Source organism: Clavibacter sp. GW821-FHT01D01, from assembly GCF_059422605.1.
In genome coordinates this window covers 666,412-689,936 of record NZ_JBWKXC010000001.1, presented here as the reverse complement: position 1 = coordinate 689,936, position 23,525 = coordinate 666,412, and the positions used below count along the sequence as shown (strand labels likewise).

General features: G+C 72.1%; 26 protein-coding genes. 2 read left to right on the top strand and 24 right to left on the bottom strand.

What is annotated here, in order from left to right:
- Nucleotides 1–3: 3 nt before the first annotated feature.
- Nucleotides 4–1,854, bottom strand: a complete 1,851-nt coding sequence (glmS, locus tag AC07VC_RS03540; protein WP_317229022.1) for a glutamine--fructose-6-phosphate transaminase (isomerizing) — start codon at nucleotides 1,852–1,854, stop codon at nucleotides 4–6.
- Nucleotides 1,855–1,964: 110 nt separating this feature from the next.
- On the opposite strand from glmS, the gene coaA reads away from it, so the two are divergent.
- On the top strand, nucleotides 1,965–2,924 hold the full coding sequence (gene coaA, locus AC07VC_RS03535; protein WP_494674429.1) for a type I pantothenate kinase: 960 nt from the start codon (nucleotides 1,965–1,967) through the stop codon (nucleotides 2,922–2,924).
- Between the two features lie 45 nt (nucleotides 2,925–2,969).
- Here coaA and glmM read toward each other — a convergent pair whose 3' ends face one another.
- From glmM to AC07VC_RS03450, 17 genes are all read right to left on the bottom strand, one after another.
- Nucleotides 2,970–4,319 carry a phosphoglucosamine mutase gene (glmM, locus tag AC07VC_RS03530; protein WP_494674430.1) on the bottom strand — a complete coding sequence of 450 codons (1,350 nt, stop codon included), beginning with the start codon at nucleotides 4,317–4,319 and terminating at the stop codon, nucleotides 2,970–2,972.
- Nucleotides 4,320–4,342: 23 nt separating this feature from the next.
- The gene (rpsI, locus tag AC07VC_RS03525) at nucleotides 4,343–4,828 is read right to left on the bottom strand and encodes a 30S ribosomal protein S9 (protein WP_043668864.1); all 486 of its coding nucleotides are present in this window, start codon (nucleotides 4,826–4,828) and stop codon (nucleotides 4,343–4,345) included.
- 50 nt (nucleotides 4,829–4,878) lie between these two features.
- Complete coding sequence (gene rplM / locus AC07VC_RS03520) at nucleotides 4,879–5,325, bottom strand: 50S ribosomal protein L13 (RefSeq protein ID WP_012039269.1); 447 nt, start codon at nucleotides 5,323–5,325, stop codon at nucleotides 4,879–4,881.
- 151 nt (nucleotides 5,326–5,476) lie between these two features.
- Nucleotides 5,477–6,487, bottom strand: a complete 1,011-nt coding sequence (locus AC07VC_RS03515) for a tRNA pseudouridine synthase A (RefSeq protein WP_494674431.1) — start codon at nucleotides 6,485–6,487, stop codon at nucleotides 5,477–5,479.
- On the bottom strand, nucleotides 6,484–7,575 hold the full coding sequence (locus tag AC07VC_RS03510; protein WP_317229026.1) for a GNAT family N-acetyltransferase: 1,092 nt from the start codon (nucleotides 7,573–7,575) through the stop codon (nucleotides 6,484–6,486). Before AC07VC_RS03510 ends, AC07VC_RS03515 begins: the two co-directional genes overlap by 4 nt.
- A gap of 155 nt (nucleotides 7,576–7,730) precedes the next feature.
- Nucleotides 7,731–8,300 (bottom strand): 50S ribosomal protein L17, encoded by a 570-nt coding sequence (gene rplQ / locus AC07VC_RS03505; protein ID WP_464169999.1) that lies wholly within the window; start codon nucleotides 8,298–8,300, stop codon nucleotides 7,731–7,733.
- 49 nt (nucleotides 8,301–8,349) lie between these two features.
- Nucleotides 8,350–9,345, bottom strand: a complete 996-nt coding sequence (locus AC07VC_RS03500) for a DNA-directed RNA polymerase subunit alpha (protein ID WP_086515376.1) — start codon at nucleotides 9,343–9,345, stop codon at nucleotides 8,350–8,352.
- A gap of 161 nt (nucleotides 9,346–9,506) precedes the next feature.
- Nucleotides 9,507–9,905 (bottom strand): 30S ribosomal protein S11, encoded by a 399-nt coding sequence (rpsK, locus tag AC07VC_RS03495; RefSeq protein ID WP_012039274.1) that lies wholly within the window; start codon nucleotides 9,903–9,905, stop codon nucleotides 9,507–9,509.
- Between the two features lie 44 nt (nucleotides 9,906–9,949).
- Nucleotides 9,950–10,324, bottom strand: coding sequence for a 30S ribosomal protein S13 (rpsM, locus tag AC07VC_RS03490; RefSeq protein ID WP_015491172.1), 375 nt, complete (start codon nucleotides 10,322–10,324; stop codon nucleotides 9,950–9,952).
- Between the two features lie 155 nt (nucleotides 10,325–10,479).
- Nucleotides 10,480–10,593 carry a 50S ribosomal protein L36 gene (gene rpmJ / locus AC07VC_RS03485; RefSeq protein WP_077055107.1) on the bottom strand — a complete coding sequence of 38 codons (114 nt, stop codon included), beginning with the start codon at nucleotides 10,591–10,593 and terminating at the stop codon, nucleotides 10,480–10,482.
- Between the two features lie 73 nt (nucleotides 10,594–10,666).
- Entirely contained in the window at nucleotides 10,667–10,888 is a 222-nt protein-coding gene (gene infA, locus AC07VC_RS03480) for a translation initiation factor IF-1 (protein WP_012039277.1), read from the bottom strand.
- Nucleotides 10,889–11,119: 231 nt separating this feature from the next.
- Nucleotides 11,120–12,292, bottom strand: a complete 1,173-nt coding sequence (locus AC07VC_RS03475) for a mannitol-1-phosphate 5-dehydrogenase (protein WP_494674432.1) — start codon at nucleotides 12,290–12,292, stop codon at nucleotides 11,120–11,122.
- On the bottom strand, nucleotides 12,289–12,726 hold the full coding sequence (locus AC07VC_RS03470; RefSeq protein ID WP_262404257.1) for a PTS mannitol transporter subunit IIA: 438 nt from the start codon (nucleotides 12,724–12,726) through the stop codon (nucleotides 12,289–12,291). Before AC07VC_RS03470 ends, AC07VC_RS03475 begins: the two co-directional genes overlap by 4 nt.
- A 116-nt stretch (nucleotides 12,727–12,842) precedes the next feature.
- The gene (locus tag AC07VC_RS03465; protein WP_262404258.1) at nucleotides 12,843–14,366 is read right to left on the bottom strand and encodes a PTS mannitol transporter subunit IIBC; all 1,524 of its coding nucleotides are present in this window, start codon (nucleotides 14,364–14,366) and stop codon (nucleotides 12,843–12,845) included.
- Between the two features lie 107 nt (nucleotides 14,367–14,473).
- Nucleotides 14,474–16,144 (bottom strand): phosphoenolpyruvate--protein phosphotransferase, encoded by a 1,671-nt coding sequence (ptsP, locus tag AC07VC_RS03460; RefSeq protein WP_494674433.1) that lies wholly within the window; start codon nucleotides 16,142–16,144, stop codon nucleotides 14,474–14,476.
- Nucleotides 16,141–16,407, bottom strand: coding sequence for an HPr family phosphocarrier protein (locus tag AC07VC_RS03455; RefSeq protein ID WP_012039282.1), 267 nt, complete (start codon nucleotides 16,405–16,407; stop codon nucleotides 16,141–16,143). The genes ptsP and AC07VC_RS03455 overlap by 4 nt, the downstream gene beginning before the upstream one ends.
- 102 nt (nucleotides 16,408–16,509) lie before the next feature.
- Nucleotides 16,510–16,890: a PTS sugar transporter subunit IIB gene (locus AC07VC_RS03450; RefSeq protein ID WP_494674434.1), complete on the bottom strand. Its 381-nt coding sequence runs from the start codon at nucleotides 16,888–16,890 to the stop codon at nucleotides 16,510–16,512.
- A 206-nt stretch (nucleotides 16,891–17,096) separates the two neighbouring features.
- On the opposite strand from AC07VC_RS03450, the gene AC07VC_RS03445 reads away from it, so the two are divergent.
- Nucleotides 17,097–19,163 (top strand): BglG family transcription antiterminator, encoded by a 2,067-nt coding sequence (locus tag AC07VC_RS03445; RefSeq protein WP_494674435.1) that lies wholly within the window; start codon nucleotides 17,097–17,099, stop codon nucleotides 19,161–19,163.
- Nucleotides 19,164–19,188: 25 nt separating this feature from the next.
- Here the strand turns inward: AC07VC_RS03445 and map are convergent, their stop codons facing one another.
- From map to rpsE, 6 genes are all read right to left on the bottom strand, one after another.
- The gene (gene map / locus AC07VC_RS03440; protein WP_494674436.1) at nucleotides 19,189–20,025 is read right to left on the bottom strand and encodes a type I methionyl aminopeptidase; all 837 of its coding nucleotides are present in this window, start codon (nucleotides 20,023–20,025) and stop codon (nucleotides 19,189–19,191) included.
- A 3-nt stretch (nucleotides 20,026–20,028) separates the two neighbouring features.
- Nucleotides 20,029–20,631 (bottom strand): adenylate kinase, encoded by a 603-nt coding sequence (locus AC07VC_RS03435; RefSeq protein WP_494674437.1) that lies wholly within the window; start codon nucleotides 20,629–20,631, stop codon nucleotides 20,029–20,031.
- Nucleotides 20,628–21,950, bottom strand: a complete 1,323-nt coding sequence (gene secY, locus AC07VC_RS03430; RefSeq protein ID WP_094116581.1) for a preprotein translocase subunit SecY — start codon at nucleotides 21,948–21,950, stop codon at nucleotides 20,628–20,630. The genes AC07VC_RS03435 and secY overlap by 4 nt, the downstream gene beginning before the upstream one ends.
- 124 nt (nucleotides 21,951–22,074) lie before the next feature.
- Nucleotides 22,075–22,653 (bottom strand): 50S ribosomal protein L15, encoded by a 579-nt coding sequence (gene rplO / locus AC07VC_RS03425; RefSeq protein WP_317229370.1) that lies wholly within the window; start codon nucleotides 22,651–22,653, stop codon nucleotides 22,075–22,077.
- Nucleotides 22,653–22,835, bottom strand: coding sequence for a 50S ribosomal protein L30 (rpmD, locus tag AC07VC_RS03420; RefSeq protein ID WP_012039289.1), 183 nt, complete (start codon nucleotides 22,833–22,835; stop codon nucleotides 22,653–22,655). The genes rplO and rpmD overlap by 1 nt, the downstream gene beginning before the upstream one ends.
- Nucleotides 22,835–23,500 carry a 30S ribosomal protein S5 gene (gene rpsE / locus AC07VC_RS03415; RefSeq protein ID WP_012039290.1) on the bottom strand — a complete coding sequence of 222 codons (666 nt, stop codon included), beginning with the start codon at nucleotides 23,498–23,500 and terminating at the stop codon, nucleotides 22,835–22,837. The genes rpmD and rpsE overlap by 1 nt, the downstream gene beginning before the upstream one ends.
- Between the last annotated feature and the right edge of the window lie 25 nt (nucleotides 23,501–23,525).

The following is a 23,525-nucleotide window of genomic DNA, read 5'->3' as shown; positions in this document are numbered from 1 at the left end:
CAGTCACTCGACGGTGACGGACTTCGCGAGGTTGCGCGGCTGGTCGACGTCGAGGCCCTTCGCGGCCGCGAGCTCCATCGCGAAGATCTGCAGCGGGGTCACGGCGAGGAGCGGCTCGAACAGCGGCGCCGCGAGCGGGATCGGGATGACCTCGTCCGCGTGCGGCAGGACGAACGCGTCGCCCTGCTCCGCGATCGCGATGACGCGCGCGCCCCGCGCCCGGATCTCCTCGATGTTGGAGATGACCTTCTTGTGCAGCGCCAGCTGGTGCGTGGGGCTCGGGACGATGACGAACACGGGCTGGCCCGGCTCGATGAGCGCGATGGGCCCGTGCTTGAGCTCGCCCGCGGCGAAGCCCTCCGCGTGGATGTACGCGAGCTCCTTGAGCTTCAGCGCGCCCTCGAGCGCCACCGGGAAGCCCACGTTGCGGCCGAGGAACAGCACGGCGCGCGTGTCCGCCATCCACTTCGCGAGCTGGCGGATGGTCTCGCCCTGCTCGACCACCGTGGTGAGCTTCTCCGGGATCGCGAGGAGCTCCTCCGTGTTGGCGACGATCTCGTCGGCCGACAGCGTGCCGCGGATGCGCGCGAGGTGCAGCCCGAGGAGGTACAGCGCCGCGACCTGCGCGACGAAGGCCTTCGTGGACGCGACCGCGACCTCGGGGCCCGCATGCGTGTAGACGACGGCCTCCGACTCGCGCGGGATCGTGGCGCCCTGCGTGTTGCAGATCGAGAGGACGCGCGCCCCGGCCTCGCGGGCGAAGCGCACGGCGAGCAGCGTGTCCATGGTCTCGCCGGACTGGCTGATGGAGACGACGAGCGTCCGCGCGTCGAGCACCGGGTCCCGGTAGCGGAACTCGTGCGCGAGCTCCACCTCGACGGGCACGCGCGCCCACTTCTCGACGGCGTACTTGCCGAGGATGCCCGAGTAGGCCGCCGTGCCGCACGCCACGATGACGATGCGCTGGATGTCCGCGAGGTCGGCCTCGCCGATCGCGTCGAGGTCGGGCAGCACGACGACGCCGTCGACGATGCGGCCTCGCAGCGTGTTCGCCACGGCATCCGGCCCCTCGCTGATCTCCTTCGCCATGAAGCTCGACCAGCCGCCCTTCTCGCTGGCGGAGGCGTCCCACGCGATCTCGAACTCGTGCGTCTCCACGGGCGCGCCGTGGAAGTCGGTGACGGTGACCGAGTCGGGGCGGATCGCGACCATCTGGTCCTGCCCGATGGCGACCGCGCGGCGCGTGAACTCGACGAAGGCGGCCACGTCGGAGCCGAGGAAGTTCTCGCCCTCGCCCAGCCCGATGACGAGGGGGGAGTTGCGGCGCGCGCCGACCACGAGGCCGGGCTGGTCGCGGTGCACGGCGAGGAGCGTGAACGCGCCCTCGAGGCGGCTCACGGTGTTCCGGAACGCCTGCTCGAGGTCGTGCGTGATGCCGTACTCGCGGCCGAGGAGCCGGGCGGCGACCTCGGTGTCCGTGTCGCTCTCGAAGGAGTAGCCGTCCGCGAGGAGGTCGTCCTTGAGCTCCGCGAAGTTCTCGATGATGCCGTTGTGGATGAGGGCGAGCCTGCCGTCGTCGCCCAGGTGCGGGTGCGCGTTGCGGTCGGTCGGGCCGCCGTGCGTGGCCCAGCGCGTGTGGCCGATGCCGGTGGATCCGTCCGGGAGCGGCGACGCCTCCAGGTCCTCCAGCAGGCGGTCGAGCTTGCCGGCGCGCTTGCGGACGCCGAGCGTCCCGTCCTCGTCGAGGATCGCCACGCCCGCGGAGTCGTATCCGCGGTACTCGAGCCTCCGCAGCCCTCCGAGGAGGACCTCGAGGCTCCTGGCCCCACCGACGTATCCCACGATTCCGCACATGGGGCAGGAGTTTACCGTCGCGGGTCGGGGATCCCCTGCGCGGCCGTGCCCCGGGCGCGCCCCGGCCGCCGCCCGGTCGCCGCGGCGGCCCGGCCGTAGGATGAGGGGCCATGCCAGACACCGCGACGGGACACCCGACGAGCCGCGGCAGCGTCTCCCCGTTCGTGGAGATCGCCCGTGCCGACTGGGCGGCCCTCGCCCCCGCCACGCACCTGCCGCTCCGGGAGACGGAGCTCGTCCAGCTGCGGGGCATCGGCGACCGGCTCGACATGCGCGAGGTGGGCGACGTCTACCTCCCCCTCAGCCGGCTGCTGAACCTCTACGTGTCCGGCACCAAGAAGCTGCACCGGGAGACGAGCGCGTTCCTCGGCGAGCGGGCCAAGAGCACGCCGTTCGTCATCGGCGTCGCCGGATCCGTCGCGGTCGGCAAGTCGACCGTGGCCCGGCTCCTCCGGGAGATGCTGGCCCGCTGGGAGGACACGCCGCGCGTCGAGCTGGTGACCACCGACGGCTTCCTCCACCCGAACGCCGAGCTCGAGCGCCGCGGCCTCATGGAGCGGAAGGGCTTCCCCGAGTCGTACGACCGGCGGGCGCTCCTGCGCTTCGTCACCCAGGTGAAGAGCGGCGTCCCCGAGGTGCGCGCGCCCTTCTACTCGCACCTCGCCTACGACATCGTCCCGGGCGCCGAGGTCGTGGTCCGGCAGCCGGACGTGCTCATCATCGAGGGCCTGAACGTCCTCCAGCCCGCGGCGTCCGGTGCGAAGCTCGCGGTGAGCGACCTGTTCGACTTCTCGATCTACGTCGACGCCCGCACGCACGACATCGCCCAGTGGTACGAGGAGCGGTTCCTGAGCCTGCAGCGCGGCGCGTTCAGCAACCCGCGCTCGTACTTCCACCGCTACGCGGAGCTCAGCCCCACCGAGGCGGCGGAGCGCGCGCGCCGCATCTGGTCGACCATCAACGAGCCGAACCTCGAGCAGAACATCCGCCCCACGCGATCGCGGGCGACGCTGGTGCTGCGGAAGGACGCCGACCACTCGGTCGCGAACGTCCTGCTGCGGAAGCTCTGACGGCACCAGCACCGGCGGCCGGTCCGGGACGGACCCTGTGGCGGGCTAGATCGCGAGGCGCTCGGTGACCAGGGCGGCCAGCTCGCCGGCGTGCCGCTCGGCGGTCGCCTGGTCGGCGGCCTCGACCATGACGCGGATCATCGGCTCGGTGCCCGAGGCGCGCATGAGGATGCGGCCCGTGTCGCCGAGCTCGGCCTCCGCGCGCGCGACCGCGGCGTTCAGCTCCGCGTCGTCGCCCACGCGCTCGCGGTCGACGCCGCGGACGTTGATCATCACCTGCGGGTAGACGGTCATGACCGACGCGAGCTCGCGCAGGCTCCGGCCGGTGGCCGCCATCTCGCCGAGGATCTGGATGCCCGTGAGGATCCCATCGCCGGTGGTGGCGTGCTCCGCGATGATGAGGTGGCCGGACTGCTCGCCGCCGAGCGAGTAGCCGCCCTCGTTCATGGCCTCGAGCACGTACCGGTCGCCGACGCGCGTCTGCAGCACGGTGATGTCGTTCTCGGCCATCGCGATGCGGAGGCCGAGGTTGCTCATGACCGTGGCGACGAGCGTGCGCTCCGCCAGCAGGCCGCGACGGGCCATGGAGAGCGCGAGGACCGCCATGATCTGGTCGCCGTCGATGAGGGCGCCCGTGTGGTCGACCGCGAGGCAGCGGTCGGCGTCGCCATCGTGCGCGATGCCCACGTCGGCGCCGTGCGCGAGGACGGCCTCGGCGAGGAGGTCGAGGTGCGTGGACCCGACGCCGTCGTTGATGTTCATGCCGTCGGGGTCGTTGCCGATGACGGTGACGCGCGCGCCCGCGTCGGTGAGGACCTCGGGGCTGATGCCCGCGGCGGCGCCGTGCGCGCAGTCGAGGACCACGTGGATGCCGTCGAGCCGGTGCTGCAGCGTGCCGAGCAGGTGGAGGACGTAGCGGTCCTCGGCGTCCGCGAAGCGGCGGATGCGGCCGACGTCGGCTCCCGTGGGGAGCAGGACGGGCTGGCTCAGCTGCGCCTCGATGCGGTCCTCGAGCTCGTCGGCGAGCTTCCGTCCGCCCGCGGCGAAGATCTTGATCCCGTTGTCGGGAGCGGGGTTGTGCGACGCGGAGATCATGACGCCGAAGTCGGCGTCGATGTCCGCGATGAGGTACGCCGTGGCCGGCGTCGGGATGACCCCGGCGTCGAACACGTCGACGCCGGAGCTCGCGAGGCCGGCGGCCACGGCCGCCGCGATGAACTCGCCGGAGACGCGGGGGTCCCGGGCGACGACCGCGGTGGGTCGCCGCCCGGAGTCCCGGGCGTCATGGCCGAGCACGTGCGCGGCGGCCTGGGCCAGGCGCAGGGCGAGGTCCGCGGTGATGACCTCGCCGTTGGCGAGACCGCGGACGCCGTCCGTGCCGAAGAGCCGGGGCATGGCTGCCGGTGTGCCCGAGCGCCTTAGCGCTTCGAGAACTGGGGCGCCTTGCGGGCCTTCTTGAGTCCGGCCTTCTTGCGCTCCTTGACGCGCGCGTCGCGGCTGAGGAAGCCGTTCTTCTTCAGCGTGGCGCGGTTGTTCTCCTCGTCGATCTCGTTGAGGGCGCGGGCGATGCCGAGGCGCAGCGCGCCGGCCTGGCCGGAGGGGCCGCCGCCGGAGATGCGCGCGACGACGTCGTAGCTGCCGAGGAGGTCGAGCACCTTGAACGGGTCGTTCACGAGCTGCTGGTGCAGCTTGTTGGGGAAGTAGTCCGCGAACTCACGGCCGTTGACCGTGATGCTGCCGGAGCCGGGGACGAGGCGCACGCGGGCGATGGCCTGCTTGCGTCGTCCGACGGCGCCGCCGGACACGTTGAGGACCGCGCGGGGGGCCTTGGGGGCCTCCTCGTTCGGGGTCTCGGTCGAGAAGCTCTCGGGAGCCACGTCGAGGGAGTCTGAGATCTGAGCCACTGGGTTCGATTCCTTCTGAGGTCTTTGGTCGTCGCTGTCGGCAGCCGGAGCTACTGAGCGACCTGGCCGAGGGTGTACGGGGTGGGCTGCTGAGCAGCGTGGGGGTGCTCGGGGCCCGCGTAGACCTTGAGCTTCTTCAGCTGCGCCGCACCCAGCGAGTTCTTCGGCAGCATGCCGCGGATGGCCTTCTCGACCGCGCGCGTGGGGTGCTTCTCGAGCATCTCGACGTACGTGGTGGCCGTGAGGCCGCCCGGGTAGCCGGAGTGGCGGTAGGCCAGCTTCTTCTCGAGCTTCTGGCCCGTGAGCGCCACCTTCTCGGCGTTGACGATGATCACGAAGTCGCCCATGTCCATGTGGGGGGCGAACGTGGCCTTGTGCTTGCCGCGCAGGAGCGCGGCGGCGTGGCTGGCGAGACGGCCGAGGACGATGTCCGTGGCGTCGATGACGACCCAGTCGTGCTGGACCTCACTGGCCTTGGGGGAATAGGTGCGCGTCATTGATCTGACTGCCTTCTTTTCGAGGTGAGATGGTCGTGGATCCCGCTCCGTGGGCGTTCTGACGAGAACGCATCCGGTGGAGGGCTCAACCTTGTACGTCGCCGCACGCAGGCGCGCAGACAACCGGTTCAGAGTACGCGATCCGGGGCCGTCAGGCAATCCCGGGCGTGTCGGCCCTGCGGGCGAGCACGCGCGCGACCGCCTCCGCGCCCTCCGCGGCGGGGTCCACCTCGTGGTCCGCCCGCCGGGCGCGGGTCACCTCGGCGCGCGCCGCGAGGTCGGCGTCGGCCGGATAGCCGACCCGCTCGAGCACGAGCCCGCGCGCCGGCATGACGGTGAACTCGCTCGTCCGCTCGCGCAGCTCCAGGAGCTCGCGCAGCCGCGCGACGGCGACGCGACCGCCCGCCGCCGCGACGCACGCGCCCACGAGGGCCCGCACCATGCTGTGGCAGAACGCGTCGGCGCGCACCGCCGCCTCGAGCGCGCCGTCGGCGGCCCGCGTCCAGGTCATCTCCTGCAGCGTGCGGATCGTCGAGGCCCCCGCCCGCGGCTTGCAGTAGGCGGCGAAGTCGTGGAGGCCGAGGAGAGCGTCGGCCGCGTGCTGGAGCAGCGCCTCGTCGAGGGCCGCGGGCACCTCGACCGTGCGGTGCCGCTGCAGCGGGTCCCGGGGGCCCGTGGCGTCGGAGATCCGGTACCGGTACGCCCGCCACGTCGCGGAGAAGCGCGCGTCGAAGCCGTCCGGCGCGCGCACCCCGGAGAGCACCACCACGTCGGACCGGGTCCCGAGCACGCCGCCCAGGCGACGGGCGAGCGCGGAGGCCGCGCGGTCGGCGGACGGGACGTGCGGCAGCCGCTCCCCCGCCTCGGCGGCGGCGCGGCCGCGCGGCGGACGGTCGAGGGCGGCGACCTGCGCGTCCGTCAGGTCGACGTGGACGACCTGCCCGGTGGCGTGCACCCCCGCGTCCGTCCGCCCGGCGACGACCAGCGTCGGCGCGGGCGGCGTGCGGACGAGGAGCTGCGCGAGGGCCTCCTCGAGCGTGCCCTGCACGGTGCGCAGGCCCGGCTGCTTGGCCCAGCCGGCGAACCCGGTGCCGTCGTAGGCGACGTCGAGGCGCACGCGCGTGGCCGCCGGGCGCCCCGACCCGGCCGCATCGTCGGTCATCGTCCGGCGGATCCCCGGGGAGGCGTCATCCCGACCTCGCGCTCGAGGACGACGGTGCGGCTGGACGCCGTGAACCCCAGGTGCTCGTACAGGCCGAGCGCGCCCGTGGGGCTGTCGGAGTCGACGTCGAGCACGGCCCGGTCCAGGCCCTCCGCGCGGAACGTCGCGAGCGCGGCCGACAGCAGCGCCTGGGCGAGGCGGCGACCGCGGAACTCGCGGCGGACGCCGACGAGCGCGAGGTAGGCGGACGAGTAGCCCGCGGCCTCCCAGTTGTCGGGCGAGACCTCGGTCATGGCGAAGCCGGCGACCTGCGCGTCCTCCCCGTCGCCCGTGACGGCGATGACGGAGAGGTCGTCCCGCGCGGTGGGCAGGGAGAGGAAGGCGTCCCAGCGCTCCGCGCTCACCGGCTCGGAGCCCCAGTGGTCGCGGAAGACGTCGTTCTTGGCCAGCCGGGTGCGCTCCCACCACTCCCGCGTGACGGGGATGAGCCGGAGGCCCTCGGGCACCGGCACCTCGGGCAGCTCGGCGGCGAGGTCGCGGTGCATCTCGATGAAGTAGCGGCTGGGCGTGAACCCGCGTGAGGCGAGGAGCGCGGTCGCCCCGGCCAGGTCGTCCGGGAACTCGACGCCCATGCGCGTGGGGACGGGACCCTCCACGTGGTCCGCCGGCTGGGCGACCTCGAGGGCCTGCGTGGCCCGCGCGACCTGCCAGTCGAGGAGGCGCGCCCCGATGCCCCGGCGTCGGAGGTCGGGGCGGACGCCGCCGGGGAGGTGCCCGCGGACGACGCTCTCGTCGTCCGGCTTGACGATGGCGGACCCCTCGGCGGCCAGGCGCCCGTCCGCGTCGACGGCGACGATCGCGTCCCGCGCGAGGTCGACGTACGAGAAGCCGAGCGACATCGCGACCTCCTCGCGCGTGGCGCGGTGGTCCGGGTGGTCGGCGTCCGCGATGAGGCCGTCGAGCTCGACCAGCGCGTCCACGTCGTCGGGCGTCGTCGCCCGCCAGGTGATCCCCTCCGGCCCCTCGGGGAGCGGGATCGGCGCGGTGGAGGGGAGGTCGTCCGGCGTGGTCGGGGTGCTGTCGGTCATCCCCCCAGGCTACCGGGGCCCGCCGCGGCCCCTCCCGGGCGGGTGCGTCCCCGCCGGAGGGCACCGCCGGTGAGGCGCGCCACCCGGCGGTGGACGCACGAGAGCCCCCGTCGCGCAGGGCGGCGGGGGCTCTCGGGGTGGTGCGACGGGCGGTCCTACTTGTCGGACTTCTCCGCGGCGTCGGCCTCGACCTCGGCGGCGGCCTCGTCGGTCGTCTCCGCGGGCGTGGCGTCGGTGTGCTCGACGGCGTCGGTCTCCTCGACGGGCACCTCGGCGGCGGACTCCTCGGTCTCCGCCTCGGCGACCGGGGCCGCGGCGGCCGGAGCCGTCGTGGTCGCGGTGCGCGAGGAGCGGACCTTCGGGGTCACGGGCTCGAGCACGAGCTCGATCTGCACCATGGGGGCGTTGTCGCCCTTGCGGAAGCCGAGCTTGGTGATGCGGGTGTAGCCGCCCTCGCGCTCGGCGACGAGCGGCGCGATCTCCGTGAAGAGCTCGTGGACGACGCTCTTCGAGGGGATGATCCCCATGACGCGGCGGCGGGCGTGCAGGTCGCCGCGCTTGGCGAACGTCACGAGGCGCTCGGCCACGGGACGCAGGCGCTTGGCCTTCGTCTCGGTCGTCTTGATGGACTTGTGCTCGAACAGGCTCTGGGCCAGGTTCGCGAGCATGAGGCGCTCGTGCGCCGGTCCGCCTCCGAGGCGGGGACCCTTGGTGGGCTTGGGCATGGTCTTGTCTCCGTAGTGGTCGAAAGAAGTCGGGCCGAGGCCGGACGGGTCAGTTGGTGGTGGTCTCGTCCTCGTCGTAGCTGTAGTAGTGCGCGCCGTCGAAGCCGGGGACGGCGTCCTTCAGCGACAGACCCAGCTCGACCAGCTTGTCCTTGACCTCATCCACCGACTTCTGACCGAAGTTGCGGATGTTCATGAGCTGCGTCTCCGAGAGGGCGACGAGCTCGCTGACGTTGTTGATGCCCTCGCGCTTGAGGCAGTTGTACGACCGCACCGAGAGGTCGAGGTCCTCGATGGGCATCGACAGCTCGGAGCTGAGGACGGCGTCGACCGGCGCGGGGCCGATCTCGATGCCCTCTGCGGCCGAGTTGAGCTCGCGCGCCAGGCCGAACAGCTCGGTGAGCGTGCGACCGGCCGACGCGATGGCGTCGCGCGGCGTGATGGCCGACTTGGTCTCGACGTCGACCACGAGGCGGTCGAAGTCGGTGCGCTCGCCGGCGCGGGTGGCCTCGACGCGGTAGGTGACCTTGAGCACGGGCGAGTAGATCGAGTCGACCGGGATCTGGCCCGCCTCGCTGAACTCGCTGCGGTTCTGGGTCGCCGAGACGTAGCCGCGGCCGCGCTCGATCGTCAGCTCCAGCTCGAACTTCGCCTTCTCGTTGAGGGTGGCGATGACGAGCTCGGGGTTGTGGATCTCGACGCCCGCGGGAGCGGAGATGTCGGCGGCCGTGACCTGGCCCGCACCCTGCTTGCGCAGGTACGCGGTGATCGGCTCGTCGTGCTCGCTGGAGACGACGAGGCCCTTGATGTTGAGGATGATCTCGGTCACGTCCTCCTTCACGCCGGGGACGGTGCTGAACTCGTGCAGCACGCCGTCGATCCGGATGCTGGTGACGGCCGCGCCGGGGATGGACGAGAGGAGGGTGCGGCGGAGCGAGTTGCCGAGCGTGTAGCCGAAGCCGGGCTCGAGCGGCTCGATGACGAACCGCGAGCGGAACTCCGAGATCTGCTCCTCGGTGAGGGTGGGGCGCTGCGCAATGAGCACTGTGTTGTTTCCTTTCGGCGAGGCGTCCGCTATATGACACCTGCGATGCCCCCCGGATGGCGGTCCGGGCGGGTGGTGGATTGGTCGAACGGACACACGGCGGCTCGGCCGACGCCGTCCCCTCCTCTCGGAGCGGGACGGCAGCGGCCGATCAGCGCGAGCTAGACGCGGCGGCGCTTGGGCGGGCGGCAGCCGTTGTGCGCCTGCGGGGTGACGTCGTTGATCGAGCCCACCTCGAGGCCGGCGGCCTGGAGCGAGCGGATCGCGGTCTCACGGCCGGAGCCGGGTCCCTTGACGAACACGTCGACCTTCTTCATGCCGTGCTCCTGCGCCTGGCGGGCGGCCGACTCGGCGGCGAGCTGCGCGGCGAACGGCGTGGACTTGCGCGAGCCGTTGTAGCCGACGACGCCCGAGGACGCCCAGCTGATGACGGCGCCCGTGGGGTCCGTGATCGAGACGATGGTGTTGTTGAAGGTGCTCTTGATGTGGGCCTGGCCCACGGCGATGTTCTTCTTGTCCTTGCGGCGCGGCTTGCGAACGGCCGACTTGGGTGCTGCCATGGAATTCTCCTGTGTCTACGGGTGGCGAGGCGCGGGCCGGAGGCCTAGCGCGCCTTCTTCTTGCCGGCTACGGTGCGCTTCGGTCCCTTGCGGGTACGAGCGTTGGTCTTCGTGCGCTGCCCGTGGACAGGGAGGCCGCGGCGGTGGCGGATGCCCTCGTAGCTGCCGATCTCGACCTTGCGGCGGATGTCGGCGGCCACCTCGCGGCGGAGGTCGCCCTCCACCTTGAAGTTCCCGTCGATGTAGTCGCGCAGGGCGATGAGCTGGTCGTCGCTCAGGTCCTTGACGCGGATGTTCTTGTCGATGCCGGTGTCCTCGAGGGTCTTGACGCTCGAGGTGCGGCCGACGCCGTAGATGTACGTGAGTGCGATCTCGACGCGCTTGTCGCGCGGGAGGTCGACGCCTGCTAGACGTGCCATTGAGGCTTCTCCTGGTGATGATGTGGAGGTCTGCAGCAGAGCCTGTGCATCGGCCTCCGACCGATGGTGTCCCCCGGACCCTCGCGGGTCCCGGCTTCCGGCGCTGCTGTCGTTCTACGTGGGGTGGTGCGGGTGGTGCCGTGCGGTGGTGCTGACTAGCCCTGGCGCTGCTTGTGGCGCGGGTTCTCGCAGATGACCATCACGCGTCCGTTGCGTCGGATGACCTTGCACTTCTCGCAGATCCTCTTGACGCTGGGGTTGACCTTCATGATGCTTCCTTGCTTTCGGTTCTCGCTGGCCTCGTGCCGCCGCGGATGCGGGGCCGTTCCTTGTGCAGCAGGCCTACTTGTAGCGGTAGACGATCCGGCCGCGGGTGAGGTCGTACGGGCTCAGCTCCACGATCACGCGGTCCTCGGGGAGGATGCGGATGTAGTGCTGACGCATCTTGCCCGAGATGTGGGCGAGGACCTTGTGCCCGTTGCTCAGCTCAACGCGGAACATCGCGTTCGGCAGAGCTTCGACAACTCCGCCTTCGATCTCGATGACGCCGTCTTTCTTGGCCATATACTCACTGTCGCTAGAGGTGGTGTCTGCTGTTCGTGCGGATGCGCATCATGGTGAGGCGCAGGTGCGGTCGGCATGCCGGGACGGCGGCCGAGCACCAAGGGTCGAGAGTACGGCATCCCCGGGCGTGTCGCAATTCTCCCCGCGTGTCGCGGCCGGATCCGGGGATCCTGCGCTAGCGGGACGCGCGGACGGGCCGAGCGGTCGCCCGCCCGGCCCGTCATGGCACCGCTACTCCGCGCGGTGGCGCGGCGCGCGGCGCCGGTCGGCCTGGACGGCGTCGACGACCGCGACGAGGTCCGCGGTCAGCGGGTGCCCGTCGTCGAGCCCCGTGACGCGGCGGACGAGGTCGGCCGCGGTGTCCGTCGCCAGGAGCTCCTGCAGCTCGAGCGCCTGCGGGTCCGCCGCGGGGTCGAAGCGTAGCGCCTGCCCCATGGCGCGCACGAGCGCGTCGTGCGGCAGGCCGCGCTCGGCGAGCTGGGACGCGGGCCCCACGAAGCGCTCCTCGCGGGAGAGCTTCCGCAGCGGCTGGCGGCCGACGCGCTCGACCGTGTCCGCGAGCGCCGCGTTCGCGAACCGGGCGAGGTTCTTCTCCCGGTAGGCGGCCTGCTCGGCCTCGTCGAGCCCGTGCTTGGCCACCAGCAGCGCGCTCGTCTCCTCGAGCACCTGCCGCACCTCGTCCGCGACCTCGGGGATCGCCATGGCGTCCGACTGGCTCACCGCTCCGCGGGCGTAGCCGTGGTACGCCACCGTGGCGTGGCCCGTGTTGACCGTGAAGAGCTTCCGCTCGATGTACGGGGCGAGGTCGTCGACGAACGTGGCGCCGGCGATCCGGGGCACGGCGTCGCCGAACGGGCCGCGCTCCACCACCCACTCGGAGAAGTCCTCGACCGTGACGTCGAGGCCGGCGGCGGGATCCTGGTTCGGGACGATGCGGTCGACGGCCGTGTTGGCGAAGACCGCGCGGTCGAGCGCCGCGGCGTCGTCGCCGAGCGCCGTCCGGATCTCGTCGCGGAGGGTGTCCGTGGCGTTGATCGCGTTCTCGCAGGCCATGACGGCGACGGGGGCGAGGTCGGCGGAGCGCGCCCGAAGACCCGAGGCGATGGCGGGCGCGACGAAGCGGAGGATCGCGGGGCCGACGGCGGTCGTCACGACGTCGGCGGTCGCGATCTCCGCGATGAGGGCCTCGCCGTCGACCGCGCTGTCGATCGCCCGGAAGCCGGTGACCGTCCAGTCGCGCGCGTGCGGCCCGACCTCGGTGACCCGGTACGAGTCGGCGGAGGCCAGGTGCCCGATGAGCTCGGCGTTCACGTCGGCGAACACGACCTCGTAGCCGGCCTCGTGCAGGATCAGCCCGACGAAGCCGCGGCCGATGTTGCCGGCGCCGAAGTGGACGGCCTTCACGCCTCGTTCACCTCGGCCAGGAGCGCGTACAGCTCCTCGGCGGTGGGGGCGTCGAGGAGCTTCCGCACCTCGTCGTCGTCGCTGAAGATGATGGCGATCTTGCTGAGGATCTCGAGGTGGCCGTTGTCCTTGCCGGCGATGCCGACGACGAAGCGGACCTCGTTGCCCGCCCAGTCGATCGGGGCGTCGTAGCGCACGAACGACAGCGCGGAGTCGAGGATCGTGTCCTTGCCCTCGTTGGTGCCGTGCGGGATGGCCAGGAGGTTGCCCATGTACGTCGAGACGCTCTTCTCGCGCTCGAGCATGAACCCCTCGTACTCGGGGGTGACGGCACCCGCGGCGACGAGGATGCCCGCCGCCTCGGCGATGGCCTCCTCCACGCTGGACGCGGTGCCGCCGACGCGGATCTGGGCGGGTTCGAGGACGTTCGACATGATGCTCCTGACGTTGTGCGTGGCTGGTGCGAGGCTACCGGGGCCCGGTCGGTGTCGACCGGGCCCCGGGGGCCTCGCGCGTGCGTTGGTGCGGGTCCGCCGGGGGCGGACCGGGATCAGCTGTCCGAGCGCTGCTTCTGGACCAGCTCCACGATCTCGTCGTAGCGCGGCGAGTTCATGAAGTTGTCGACGGAGACGTGCTCCGAGGACGGGCTCTTCTGGCGGGCGCGGTCGGTGAGCTCGCGCTGCGTGATCACGAGGTCGGCCGTGCCGTCGAGGGCGGCGATGGCCTTGTTGACGACCGTGACGTCGGTGACGCCGGCCTTCTTCATCTTGTTGCGGAGGACCGACGCGCCCATGGCGGAGGAGCCCATGCCGGCGTCGCAGGCGAACACGATGTCCTGGATGCGGGTGGCCGTGGCCGTGCCGCCGTCCGTCGCGGCCGCGCCGTCGGCGAGGCCGCCGACCGTGCCCGCGGTGCCGGTCTCGGCGCCGAGGCCCGTGAGGATGCTCGACTCCTTGCCCTTGTTGGCCTGCGTCGCGGCGACCGCGGCGCCGAAGTCGCCGGAGCCCTTCTTGCCGGTGCGGAGGATGACCGCGGCGACGACGAAGGTGACGGCGGCCGAGATCAGCACGGAGAGGATCACGCCGGGGAAGCTGTTGCGCTCGGTCTGGCCGAGCACGGCGAGGATGCTGCCGGGCGAGGCCGGGCCGCGGAGGCCGGAGCCGAACGCGACGTTGGTCGCCACGCCCGAGGCGCCACCCGCGATGACCGCGAGGAACAGCAGGGGCTTGGAGAGCACGTACGGGAAGTAGATCTCGTGGATGCCGCCGACGAACTGGATGAGGATCGCGCCGGGGGCGGTGGAGCGCGCCGCGCCCGCGCCGAAGATCGCGAAGGCGAGGAGCACGCCGAAGCCGGGGCCGGGGTTCGCCTCGAGCAGGAACAGGACGCTCTTGCCGTTCTCCAGCGCCTCGGTGGTGCCGAGCGGCGTGAGGATGCCCTGGTTGATGGCGTTGTTGAGGAAGAGGACCTTGGCGGGCTCGATCACGATGCTCGTGAGGGGCAGGAGGCCGTTGTCGACGAGGAAGCCGACGCCGCCGCCGAGGACCGACGTGATGCCGCGGATCACCGGCGTGAGCAGGTAGTACGCGCCGATCGCGAAGACCGCGCCCAGGATCCCCGCGGAGAAGTTGTTGACGAGCATCTCGAAGCCGGGGCGGATCCTGTCGATCCACAGGCGCTCGATGACCTTCAGCAGGTACGCCGCGAGCGGGCCCGTGATCATGGCGCCGAGGAACATCGGGCTGCCGCCGTCGAAGTACGGCTCGCCGACCGTGCCGACGATGACGCCCATCGTGGCGATGGTCGCCACCACGCCGCCGCGCGCGTCGTAGACCATGCGGCCGCCGGTGTTCGCGATGAGGAGCGGGAGGAGGAAGTACAGGACCGGAGCGATGAGCTGGGCGATGTCCGCGTTCGGCAGGTAGCCGTCCGGGATGAACAGGGCCGTGAGCAGGCCCCAGGCGATGAACGCCGCGATGTTGGGCATGATCATGCCGCTGAGGAACGTGCCGAACTTCTGCACGCCGGTGCGCACGGAGCGTCCCGTGCTGCGGGTGGGTGACGTCGTCGTCATGGGGGTGGTGCTCCTGTCGTGGTGGTGGCGGGCCTGCTGCGGCCCGCCGTGCTGCGGATGGGGGGGGTGATCGCTCGTGGTGCGGTGGAGGGGGTCGGTGGTGCGGGTCAGACGGGGGCGGGCGCCGACGCCGCGGTGACCGCGGCGCGCGCCTCGACGGCGCTGTCGGCGGCGAGGGCGACGGCGGCGAGCGCTTCCGCCTCCCCGCGCGTGTGGAGGGCGAGCTCGGCGCGCACGTCGGCGAGCGCCGCCGGCGACATCGAGAGGCTGGTGGCGCCGAGGCCGACGAGCACGACGGCGAGCAGCGGATCGGCCGCCGCCTCGCCGCAGATGCCCACCGGCTTGCCGAGCGCGCGCCCCGCGGCGCCGACCTCCTGCACGAGGCGGAGGACGGCGGGGTGCCACGGGTCCTGGAACGCGGCCACCGATCCCAGCAGCCGGTCGGCCGCGAGCGTGTACTGCGTGAGGTCGTTGGTGCCGATGCTCGCGAAGTCGGCGACGCCGAGGATCCGGTCGGCGAGGAGCGCGGAGGACGGGACCTCCACCATCACGCCGACGGTGCGGAGGCCGAGCTCCCGGCCGAGGGAGCTGAAGTACCGCGCCTCCTCCACCGTGGAGACCATGGGCGCCATGACCCACAGGTCCGCGTCGGTCGCGGCGTCGGCACGGGCGAGCGCCGTGAGCTGGTCGCGGAGGATCTGCTCGTTGGCGCGGAGCGCACGGAGGCCGCGGAGGCCGAGCGCCGGGTTCTCCTCGGCCGCGTCGTTGAGGAAGCTGAGGGGCTTGTCGGCGCCGGCGTCGAGGGCGCGCACGACGACCTTCCGCCCCGGGAACGCCTCGAGCAGGCGGGTGTAGTGCGCCTGCTGCTCCTCGACGGTCGGAGCGCTCGTGGCGTCGAGGAAGAGGAACTCGGTGCGGAAGAGGCCGACGCCCTCGGCGCCCTTCTCGACCGCGTCGGCCGCGCCGTCAGCGGAGCCGAGGTTGGCCAGCAGCGGGACCGCGGTGCCGTCGAAGAGCGCGCCCGGGCCGGTGGGCACGGCGACCTGCGCACGGCGGGCCGCGATGGCATCCCGGGCCGCGGACTCCTCCTCGGCGGTGGGGCCGACCGTGACGGCGCCCGTGAGCGCGTCGACCACGACGGTCTCCCCGTCGGCGAGGTCCGCCGCGGCGGCGACGCCGACGACCGCGACGATGGCCTTCTCCCGGGCGAGGATCGCCGTGTGCGAGGTCGGCCCGCCGTCGGTCGTGATGAGCGCGAGGACCTTGTCGAGGTCGAGGAGCGCGGTGTCGGCGGGCGCGAGGTCGCGGGCCACCAGCACGAACGCGTGGTCGGGATCCGGCACCCCCGGCGCCGCGACGCCCTGCAGGTGCGCGACGACGCGCTGCGAGACGTCGTCGAGGTCGGTGGCGCGCTCCCCCATGTACCCGCCCATGCTGAGGAGCAGGTCGCGGAAGCCCGCGAAGGCCTCGTGCACGGCGCGCTCGGCGGTGCGGCCGTTCGCGAGGCGCGCGGTGATGTCGTCGACGAGCGTCGGGTCCTCCGCCATGAAGGCCTGCGCCTCGAGCACGTCCTTGGCGGCGCCGCCGGCCTTCTCCCCGCGGATGCGGATGTCGGCGGCGACGGCGGCGAGCGACGCGCTCACGCGGATCCGCTCCTCGTCGGGGGTGAGGGCGCTCGCGGTGTCGGCGGGCTCGGGGAGCGGGTCGGGCATCCGGATGACCGGTCCGACGGCGGACCCCCGTCCGATGCCGATCCCCTGCAGGGTGCGCGAGCTCATGCCGCGTCCAGGTCGGACTCGAGGAGCGTGGCGAGGTCGGTGACGACCTGCTCCGCGTTCTCGCCCTCCGCCGAGACGACGACCTCGTCGCCCGTGTCGACGCCGAGGGAGATGACGCCGAGGATGCTCGCGGCGTTGACGCTGCGGTCGCCCTTGGCGAGCTGCACGGGGATCCCGGCCTTCGCGGCCGCCTGCGTGAACAGCGAGGCGGGGCGGGCGTGCAGCCCGTGCGACGAGGCGATGGTGACGGTGCGTTCTGCCATGGTGGCTCCTTCGGTCGGCCCCGTCGTCGGGGCCCTGGTGGGCGGTCGTCGTGCGGTGGTGCGGTGGTGCGGTCGTGCGGGGGTCGGCGCGGGCGCCGGTGGTCAGGCGGCCGGGGGCGATCCCCCGGCGGGTCGGCCGTGGAGGCCGGACGGTCGACGGAGCGAGCGCGCGCCCGTGCGCATCGCCGCGAGGGCCCGGTCGAGGGCCGCGCGGGCGCCCTCCGGGCGTGAGGCGTCCGCGTCGAGGAGGACGGCGGTCGCGCCCTCGTCGGCCGCGGCGGCGCGCACGGCATCGAGGCGGTCCGCGAGGTGGGCGCCGAGGAGGACGACGTCCATGCCCGCGGCATCGAGCCGGACCTGCGCGAGGGATCCGGCGACCGCCTCGATCTCGAGCCCGTCGGCCTCCGCGAGGGTGCGCAGGCGCTGGGCGAGGAAGGTGCTGGATGCGCCGGAGCCGCAGACGACGAGGATCCTCCCGGTCATGCTGTGCCTCCTCGCGTCGTCGCTGGTCCTCCCATGGTGCTCCGGCGGCACGGCCCGGTACCAGCAGGATCGTTTCCGCGGGGTAGGAAGACCGCTTCCGGGCCCGCGGCGGACGGCATGGGCGGCGGGTGCGGATGGTTGACTCAGGGGGACGGACGCGCACCGGCCCCCGGGCCGCACCGCGTCCCGCCCCCGAGGGAGACGACATGCTGAGCGAGAACCACGAGAGGCTGCTGGACTACCTGTCCACCGCCGACCGCTGGGTCGAGGCCGGCGAGCTCGCGGACCGCCTCGGCGTCACGACGCGGAGCGTCCGCAACTACGTCACCGCCGTCCGGGAGCGCTCGACCGTGGCGATCGCCTCCTCCCCCGACGGCTACCGCATCGATGCCGCGAGCTACGCCCGCCACCTCGGCGCGCGCCCGAGCGCCGACCCCCAGGGCACGCCCCGCGACCGGCTGCACGCGCTCGTCCGCCGGCTCGGCGACGCGCCCGACGGGCTCGACGTCTTCGCGCTCGCCGGCGAGCTGCACGTGAGCGAGTCCACGGTCGAGGCGGACCTCCGCAAGGTGCGCGCGCTCGTCGAGGACGCCGGCCTCGCGCTCCGCCGCACCGGGTCCACCGTCGTCCTCGAGGGGTCCGAGCGCGACTTCCGTCGCCTCCTGTCGCGGATGTTCCGCGACGAGAGCGCGCAGGGCTTCCTGCCGCTGGAGTCGGTGCAGCGGGAGTTCGCGTCGGACTCGCTGCGCGCGTTCAAGACGGACCTGATCCGCGAGCTCACGGAGGGCGGCTTCTTCGTCAACGAGTACGGGGTCGACAACGTGCTGCTGCACGTCGCCATCGCGGTCGACCGCCTGGCGCGGTCGCCGCGGCGGGAGGGGGCCGCGGCGGATGCGACCGCCGACGAGCGGGCGGACGGCACCCGTGCAGCCTCGCGCGCCGATGCCACCGCCCTCGAAGCGGGCGACGCGCACGATGCCGCGGGCGACGCGCACGACGCCGAGGACGACGCCGACCCCGGCCCCGCGGATCCGGAGGGCCCGTCCGAGGACCGCACCGCGCTCGCGATCCGCACGGTGCTCGCCCGCCTCCTCGCTGCGCACTTCGACGTGCCCGTCCCCGCGGGCGACGTCGCCTACCTGGCGCTCCTCGTGCGCACGCGCGTCGTCACGCCCGGCAACGAGCAGTCCCTCGCCACCGTGATGCGCGAGCACGTGGTCGAGAGCGACCTCGACGTGGTGCGCGCGATCGTGCGCCGCGTCAAGCAGGAGTACCTGGTCGACCTCGAGGACGAGGACTTCACCGTGCGGTTCTCCCTGCACCTCGGCAACCTCGTGGCCCGTGCCGCCGACCGCTCCTTCTCACGGAACCCGCTGGCGCGGTCGATCAAGACGTCGTACCCCATGACGTACGAGATCGCCGTCTTCATCGCGAGCGAGGTGCAGCGCCGCCGCGGCATCGCCATCAACGACGACGAGATCGCGTACATCGCCCTGCACGTGGGCTCGCACCGGGAGCGCGTCGCCCGGCGCGACGACCGGGTCGCGTGCGCGCTCGTGTGCCCCAACTACTACGACCTGCACCAGATCATGCGGCAGCGCATCGAGCAGGCGCTCGGGGCCGACATCAGCGTCGACGCCGTGGTCACGCGCACGGACGTGGACGCCGACGCCCTGGGCGTGCAGCTCGTGATCGACGCGACGGGGTCGCGCCCGCCCGCCGACAACGTCGTGGTGGTCCAGCCCCTGCCGACGCCGGACGACATCGAGGCGATCCGGCGGGCCGTCGCCCGCGTGCGCCGGCACGCGCGTCGGAGCGCCATGAAGCACGACCTGCTGCGCTTCCTCGACGAGTCGCTGTTCTTCCGCGACCTGCACGCCCCGGACGAGGAGTCGATGATCCGGCTCCTCGGCCAGCGCATGGTCGAGCAGGGCATCATCGAGCCCGAGTACATCGAGGGCGCCATCGAGCGCGAGCGGCTGTCGTCGACGGCGTTCACCGACACGCTCGCGGTGCCGCACTCCCTCGCCATGACCGCGCACCGCACGGCGATCGCCATCGTGGTGAACGACGAGGCGATGCGCTGGGGCGGCAACCGCGTGCACGTCGTCGCGCTGGTGGCGTTCAGCGCGAGCGGGCGCACGAGCTTCCAGCACGTGTTCGACCAGTTCGTGGAGGTGTTCTCCGACCACCGCGACGTGCAGGCGATCATGCGGGCGTCGGGATCGCACGGCTCCTTCATCGAGGAGCTCGTGCACGTCATGGACACCTAGGCCGGCGTCGGCCGGCCGTCCCCGCTCAGGGCGAGACGGGCGTGACGCCCCGCGGCACGAGGCGCGACGCCCCGCCGTCCGCGAGCGTGAGCACCCAGATGCCGCGCGCGTGCACCGCGACCGAGTGCTCCCAGTGCGAGGCCATGCTGCCGTCGACGGTGGCGACGGTCCAGTCGTCGTCGAGGACGCGCGTCTCCGCCTCGCCGTCGGTGATCATCGGCTCGATCGCGACGACCAGGCCCGGCTTCACGGCGGGGCCCCTGCCGCGCACGCGGTAGTTGAATACCGGCGGGTCCTCGTGCATGCTCCGGCCGATGCCGTGGCCGGTGTAGTCCATGACGATGCCGAAGGACCCGGCGGCCTCGACGCTCTCCTCGACCGCCTCGCCCACCTCGTTGAGGTGGGATGCGGTCGCGAGCCGGGCGATGCCGGCCCACAGCGCGTCCTCGGTGACGCGGGACAGGCGCTCCCGGGCCTCCACCACGTCCGGGCGGGCGGGATCCGGCACCACGACCGTCATGGCCGAGTCGCCGTTCCACCCGTCGATCTCCGCGCCGCTGTCGACCGACACGATGTCGCCCGGCTGCAGCACGCGGTCGCCGGGGATCCCGTGGACGACCTCGTCGTTCACGGACACGCAGACGGTGTGCCGGTAGCCGGGCACCAGCTGGAAGTTCGAGTGCCCGCCGAGGGCGCGGATGGCGGCGTCCGCGGCGGCGTCGAGCTCGCCCGTGGTCACGCCCGGGGCGATGAGCCCGCGGACGGCGTCGAGGGAGGCGGCCGTCGCGAGCCCGGGCGCCACCATGCGGCGGATCTCGTCCGGCGTCTTGTAGATCCCGGGGGTCCGGCGGAGGGCGCCCACGGCCTACGCGCGGCCGGCGTCGGAGACGGGACGGACGCCGCGGCCCGCGAGGGCCTCACGGACGCGCCGGGCGACCTCGTCGACCTCGCCGAGGCCGTCGACCTCGAGGAGCAGGCCGCGGTCCCGGTACACGGCGATGAGGGGGCTCGTCTCGCGGACGTAGACCTCCTGGCGGTGCCGGATCTCGTCCTCGCCGTCGTCGGCGCGGCCCTGCTCGGCTGCGCGGCGGGTGAGGCGGGCCACGACCTCCTCCTCGTCGGCGACGAGCTGGATGACGGCGTCGAGCTCCTGGCCCCAGCCCTGCAGCAGCTCCTCCAGGTACGCGACCTGGTCGAGCGTGCGCGGGTAGCCGTCGAGGAGGAAGCCCGCCTGCGCGTCCTCCTCCTGGAGCCTGGCCGTGATGAGGCGGTTGGTGAGCTCGTCGGGCACGTAGTCGCCCGCGTCCACCAATGCCTGGACCTGCTGGCCGAGCTCGGTGCGGTCCTTGATGTTCTGGCGGAAGATGTCGCCGGTGGACACGTCCGGGATGCCGAACTCGTTCGAGATGCGCGTCGCCTGCGTGCCCTTGCCCGCACCGGGAGGGCCGACGATCAGGAGGCGGGTCACTTGAGCAGCCCCTCGTAGTGGCGCTGCTGCAGCTGCGAGTCGATCTGCTTCACCGTCTCGAGGCCGACGCCGACGACGATCAGGATGCTCGCGCCGCCGAACGGGAAGTTCTGGTTGGCGCCGACCAGCGACAGGGCGATGAGCGGCAGCAGCGCGATGAGGCCGAGGTACAGCGAGCCCGGCAGCGTGATGCGCGTGAGGACGTAGTCGAGGTACTCGGCGGTGGGGCGGCCCGCGCGGATGCCGGGGATGAAGCCGCCGTACTTCTTCATGTTGTCCGCGACCTCCTCCGGGTTGAAGGTGATGGCGACGTAGAAGTACGTGAAGCCGACGATGAGCAGGAAGTACATCGCCATGTAGAGCGGGTGGTCGCCCGTCGTGAGGTTGTCGGTGATCCACTGCACCCACGGCGCCGGCGCCTCGCCGACGGCGGGCTGGTTGAACTGCGCCACCAGCGCGGGGAGGTACAGCAGCGACGAGGCGAAGATGACGGGCACGACGCCGGCCATGTTGACCTTGATGGGGATGTACGTGTTGTTGCCGCCGTAGGTGCGGCGACCGACCATGCGCTTGGCGTACTGGACCGGGACGCGGCGCTGCGACTGCTCGACGTAGACGACCGCGGCCACGACGAGGAGCCCGACGGCGATCACCAGGAGGAAGACCTCCCAGCCGCGGCTCTGCTGGATGGCGAGGAGCGAGGTCGGGAAGGCGGCGGCGACCGACGTGAAGATGAGGAGCGACATGCCGTTGCCGATGCCGCGCTCGGTGATGAGCTCGCCCATCCACATGATGAGGCCGGTGCCGGCGGTCATCGTGATGACCATGAGCATGATCGCGTACCAGGCGTCGTTCGTCACGAGCTGGGTGCAGGCACTGACGTTCGTCTGCCCGAAGAGGGCACCGCTGCGCGCGACCGTGATGAGCGTCGTGGACTGGAGGACCGCGAGGGCGATCGTGAGGTAGCGCGTGTACTGCGTGAGCTTGGCCTGGCCGGACTGGCCCTCCTTGTAGAGGGTGTCGAAGTGCGGGATGACCACGCGGAGCAGCTGGACGATGATCGAGGCCGTGATGTACGGCATGATGCCCAGCGCGAAGATGGAGAGCTTCAGCAGCGCTCCGCCGCTGAAGAGGTTGACGAGCTCGTAGAGGCCCGAGGTGCCCTGGTTCGCCGCGAGGCACGACTGCACGTTGGCGAAGTCGACGAACGGCGCCGGGATGAAGGATCCCAGGCGGAAGAGGGCGATGATGCCCAACGTGAAGCCGATCTTGCGACGCAGATCGGGGGTGCGGAAGATCCTGACGACGGCGCTCAACACGGAGGGTGTCCTGCTTTCTGTGGGAGGTCCGCCGCGAGGCGGGGGTCGGGCCGACCCGATGCGGCCCCAGGTGCTCGGAGGGGCGGCCGGTTTCCCGACCGCCCCTCCGTTGCGTCCTGCAGTGCTACTTGACGGAGCCGCCTGCTGCGACGATCTTCTCCGCAGCGGAGCCGGAGACCTTGTCGACAGCAACCGTCAGCTTAACCGAGATGTCGCCGTCCCCGAGGACCTTGACCTTCTCGTTCTTGCGCACGGCACCCTTGGCGACCAGGTCGCTCGTGGTGACGTCGCCGCCGTCGGGGTAGAGCACGGCGAGCTTCTCCAGGTTCACGACCTGGTACTCGACGCGGAACGGGTTCTTGAACCCGCGGAGCTTCGGGGTGCGCATGTGCAGCGGCATCTGCCCACCCTCGAAGCCGACGCGGACCGTGTAGCGGGCCTTCGTGCCCTTGGTGCCACGACCCGCGGTCTTGCCCTTCGAGCCCTCACCGCGGCCGACACGCTGGCGTGCCTTCTTGGCCCCGGCGGCGGGACGGAGGTGGTGGACCTTGAGGACCTGCTCGCGCTTGACCGTCTCCGTCGCGGCGACCGTGGTCGTCTCGGCGGATGCGGCCGCGGCGGCGGGCGCCTTCGCGGTCTTCTTGGGTGCGGCCTTGGGCGCCTTCACGGGCGCCGGCTCGGCCGACTCGTTCTTCTCAGCCATCAGTCGATCTCCTCCACCTTCACCAGGTGCGCGACGGTGTTGACGTAGCCGCGGTTCTGGGCGTTGTCCTCTCGGACCACCACGGCACCGATGCGACGGAGCCCGAGGCTCCGCAGGGTGTCGCGCTGGTTCTGCTTCTCGCTGATCTTGGACTTGATCTGCGTCACTCGGAGCTGAGCCATCAGACACCTGCCTTCGCGTCGGCCTCGGCACGCTGGGCGCGGAGGATGCGGGCCGGGACGACCTGCTCGAGCTCGAGCCCACGACGGGCGGCGACGGCGCGCGGCTCCTCGAGCTGCTTGAGCGCCTCCACCGTGGCGTGCACGATGTTGATCGTGTTCGACGAGCCGAGCGACTTGCTCAGGACGTCGTGGATGCCGGCGCACTCCAGGACCGCGCGGACGGGGCCACCGGCGATGACGCCGGTACCCGCGGACGCGGGACGCAGGAGGACGACTCCGGCGGAGGCCTCACCCTGCACGGCGTGCGGGATGGTCAGGCCGATGCGGGGGACGCGGAAGAAGTTCTTCTTCGCCTCCTCGACGCCCTTGGAGATGGCGGTCGGCACCTCGCGGGCCTTGCCGTAGCCGACGCCCACCAGTCCGTTCCCGTCTCCGACGATCACGAGCGCGGTGAAGCTGAAGCGACGACCGCCCTTGACGACCTTGGACACGCGGTTGATGGTGACGACGCGCTCCAGGAACTGGCTCTTGTCGGCATCACGGCCACCGCGGCTGTCACGGCCGCCCTGGTTCCGGTCACGCCCGCCACGACGGCCCTCACGGCCCTCGTTCTGCGCGGGTGCGGTGGACGCCGCGGTCTCGACGGGCGTCTCCGCCACGGCCACGACCTCGGGCTCCTTGTTGTTGTTC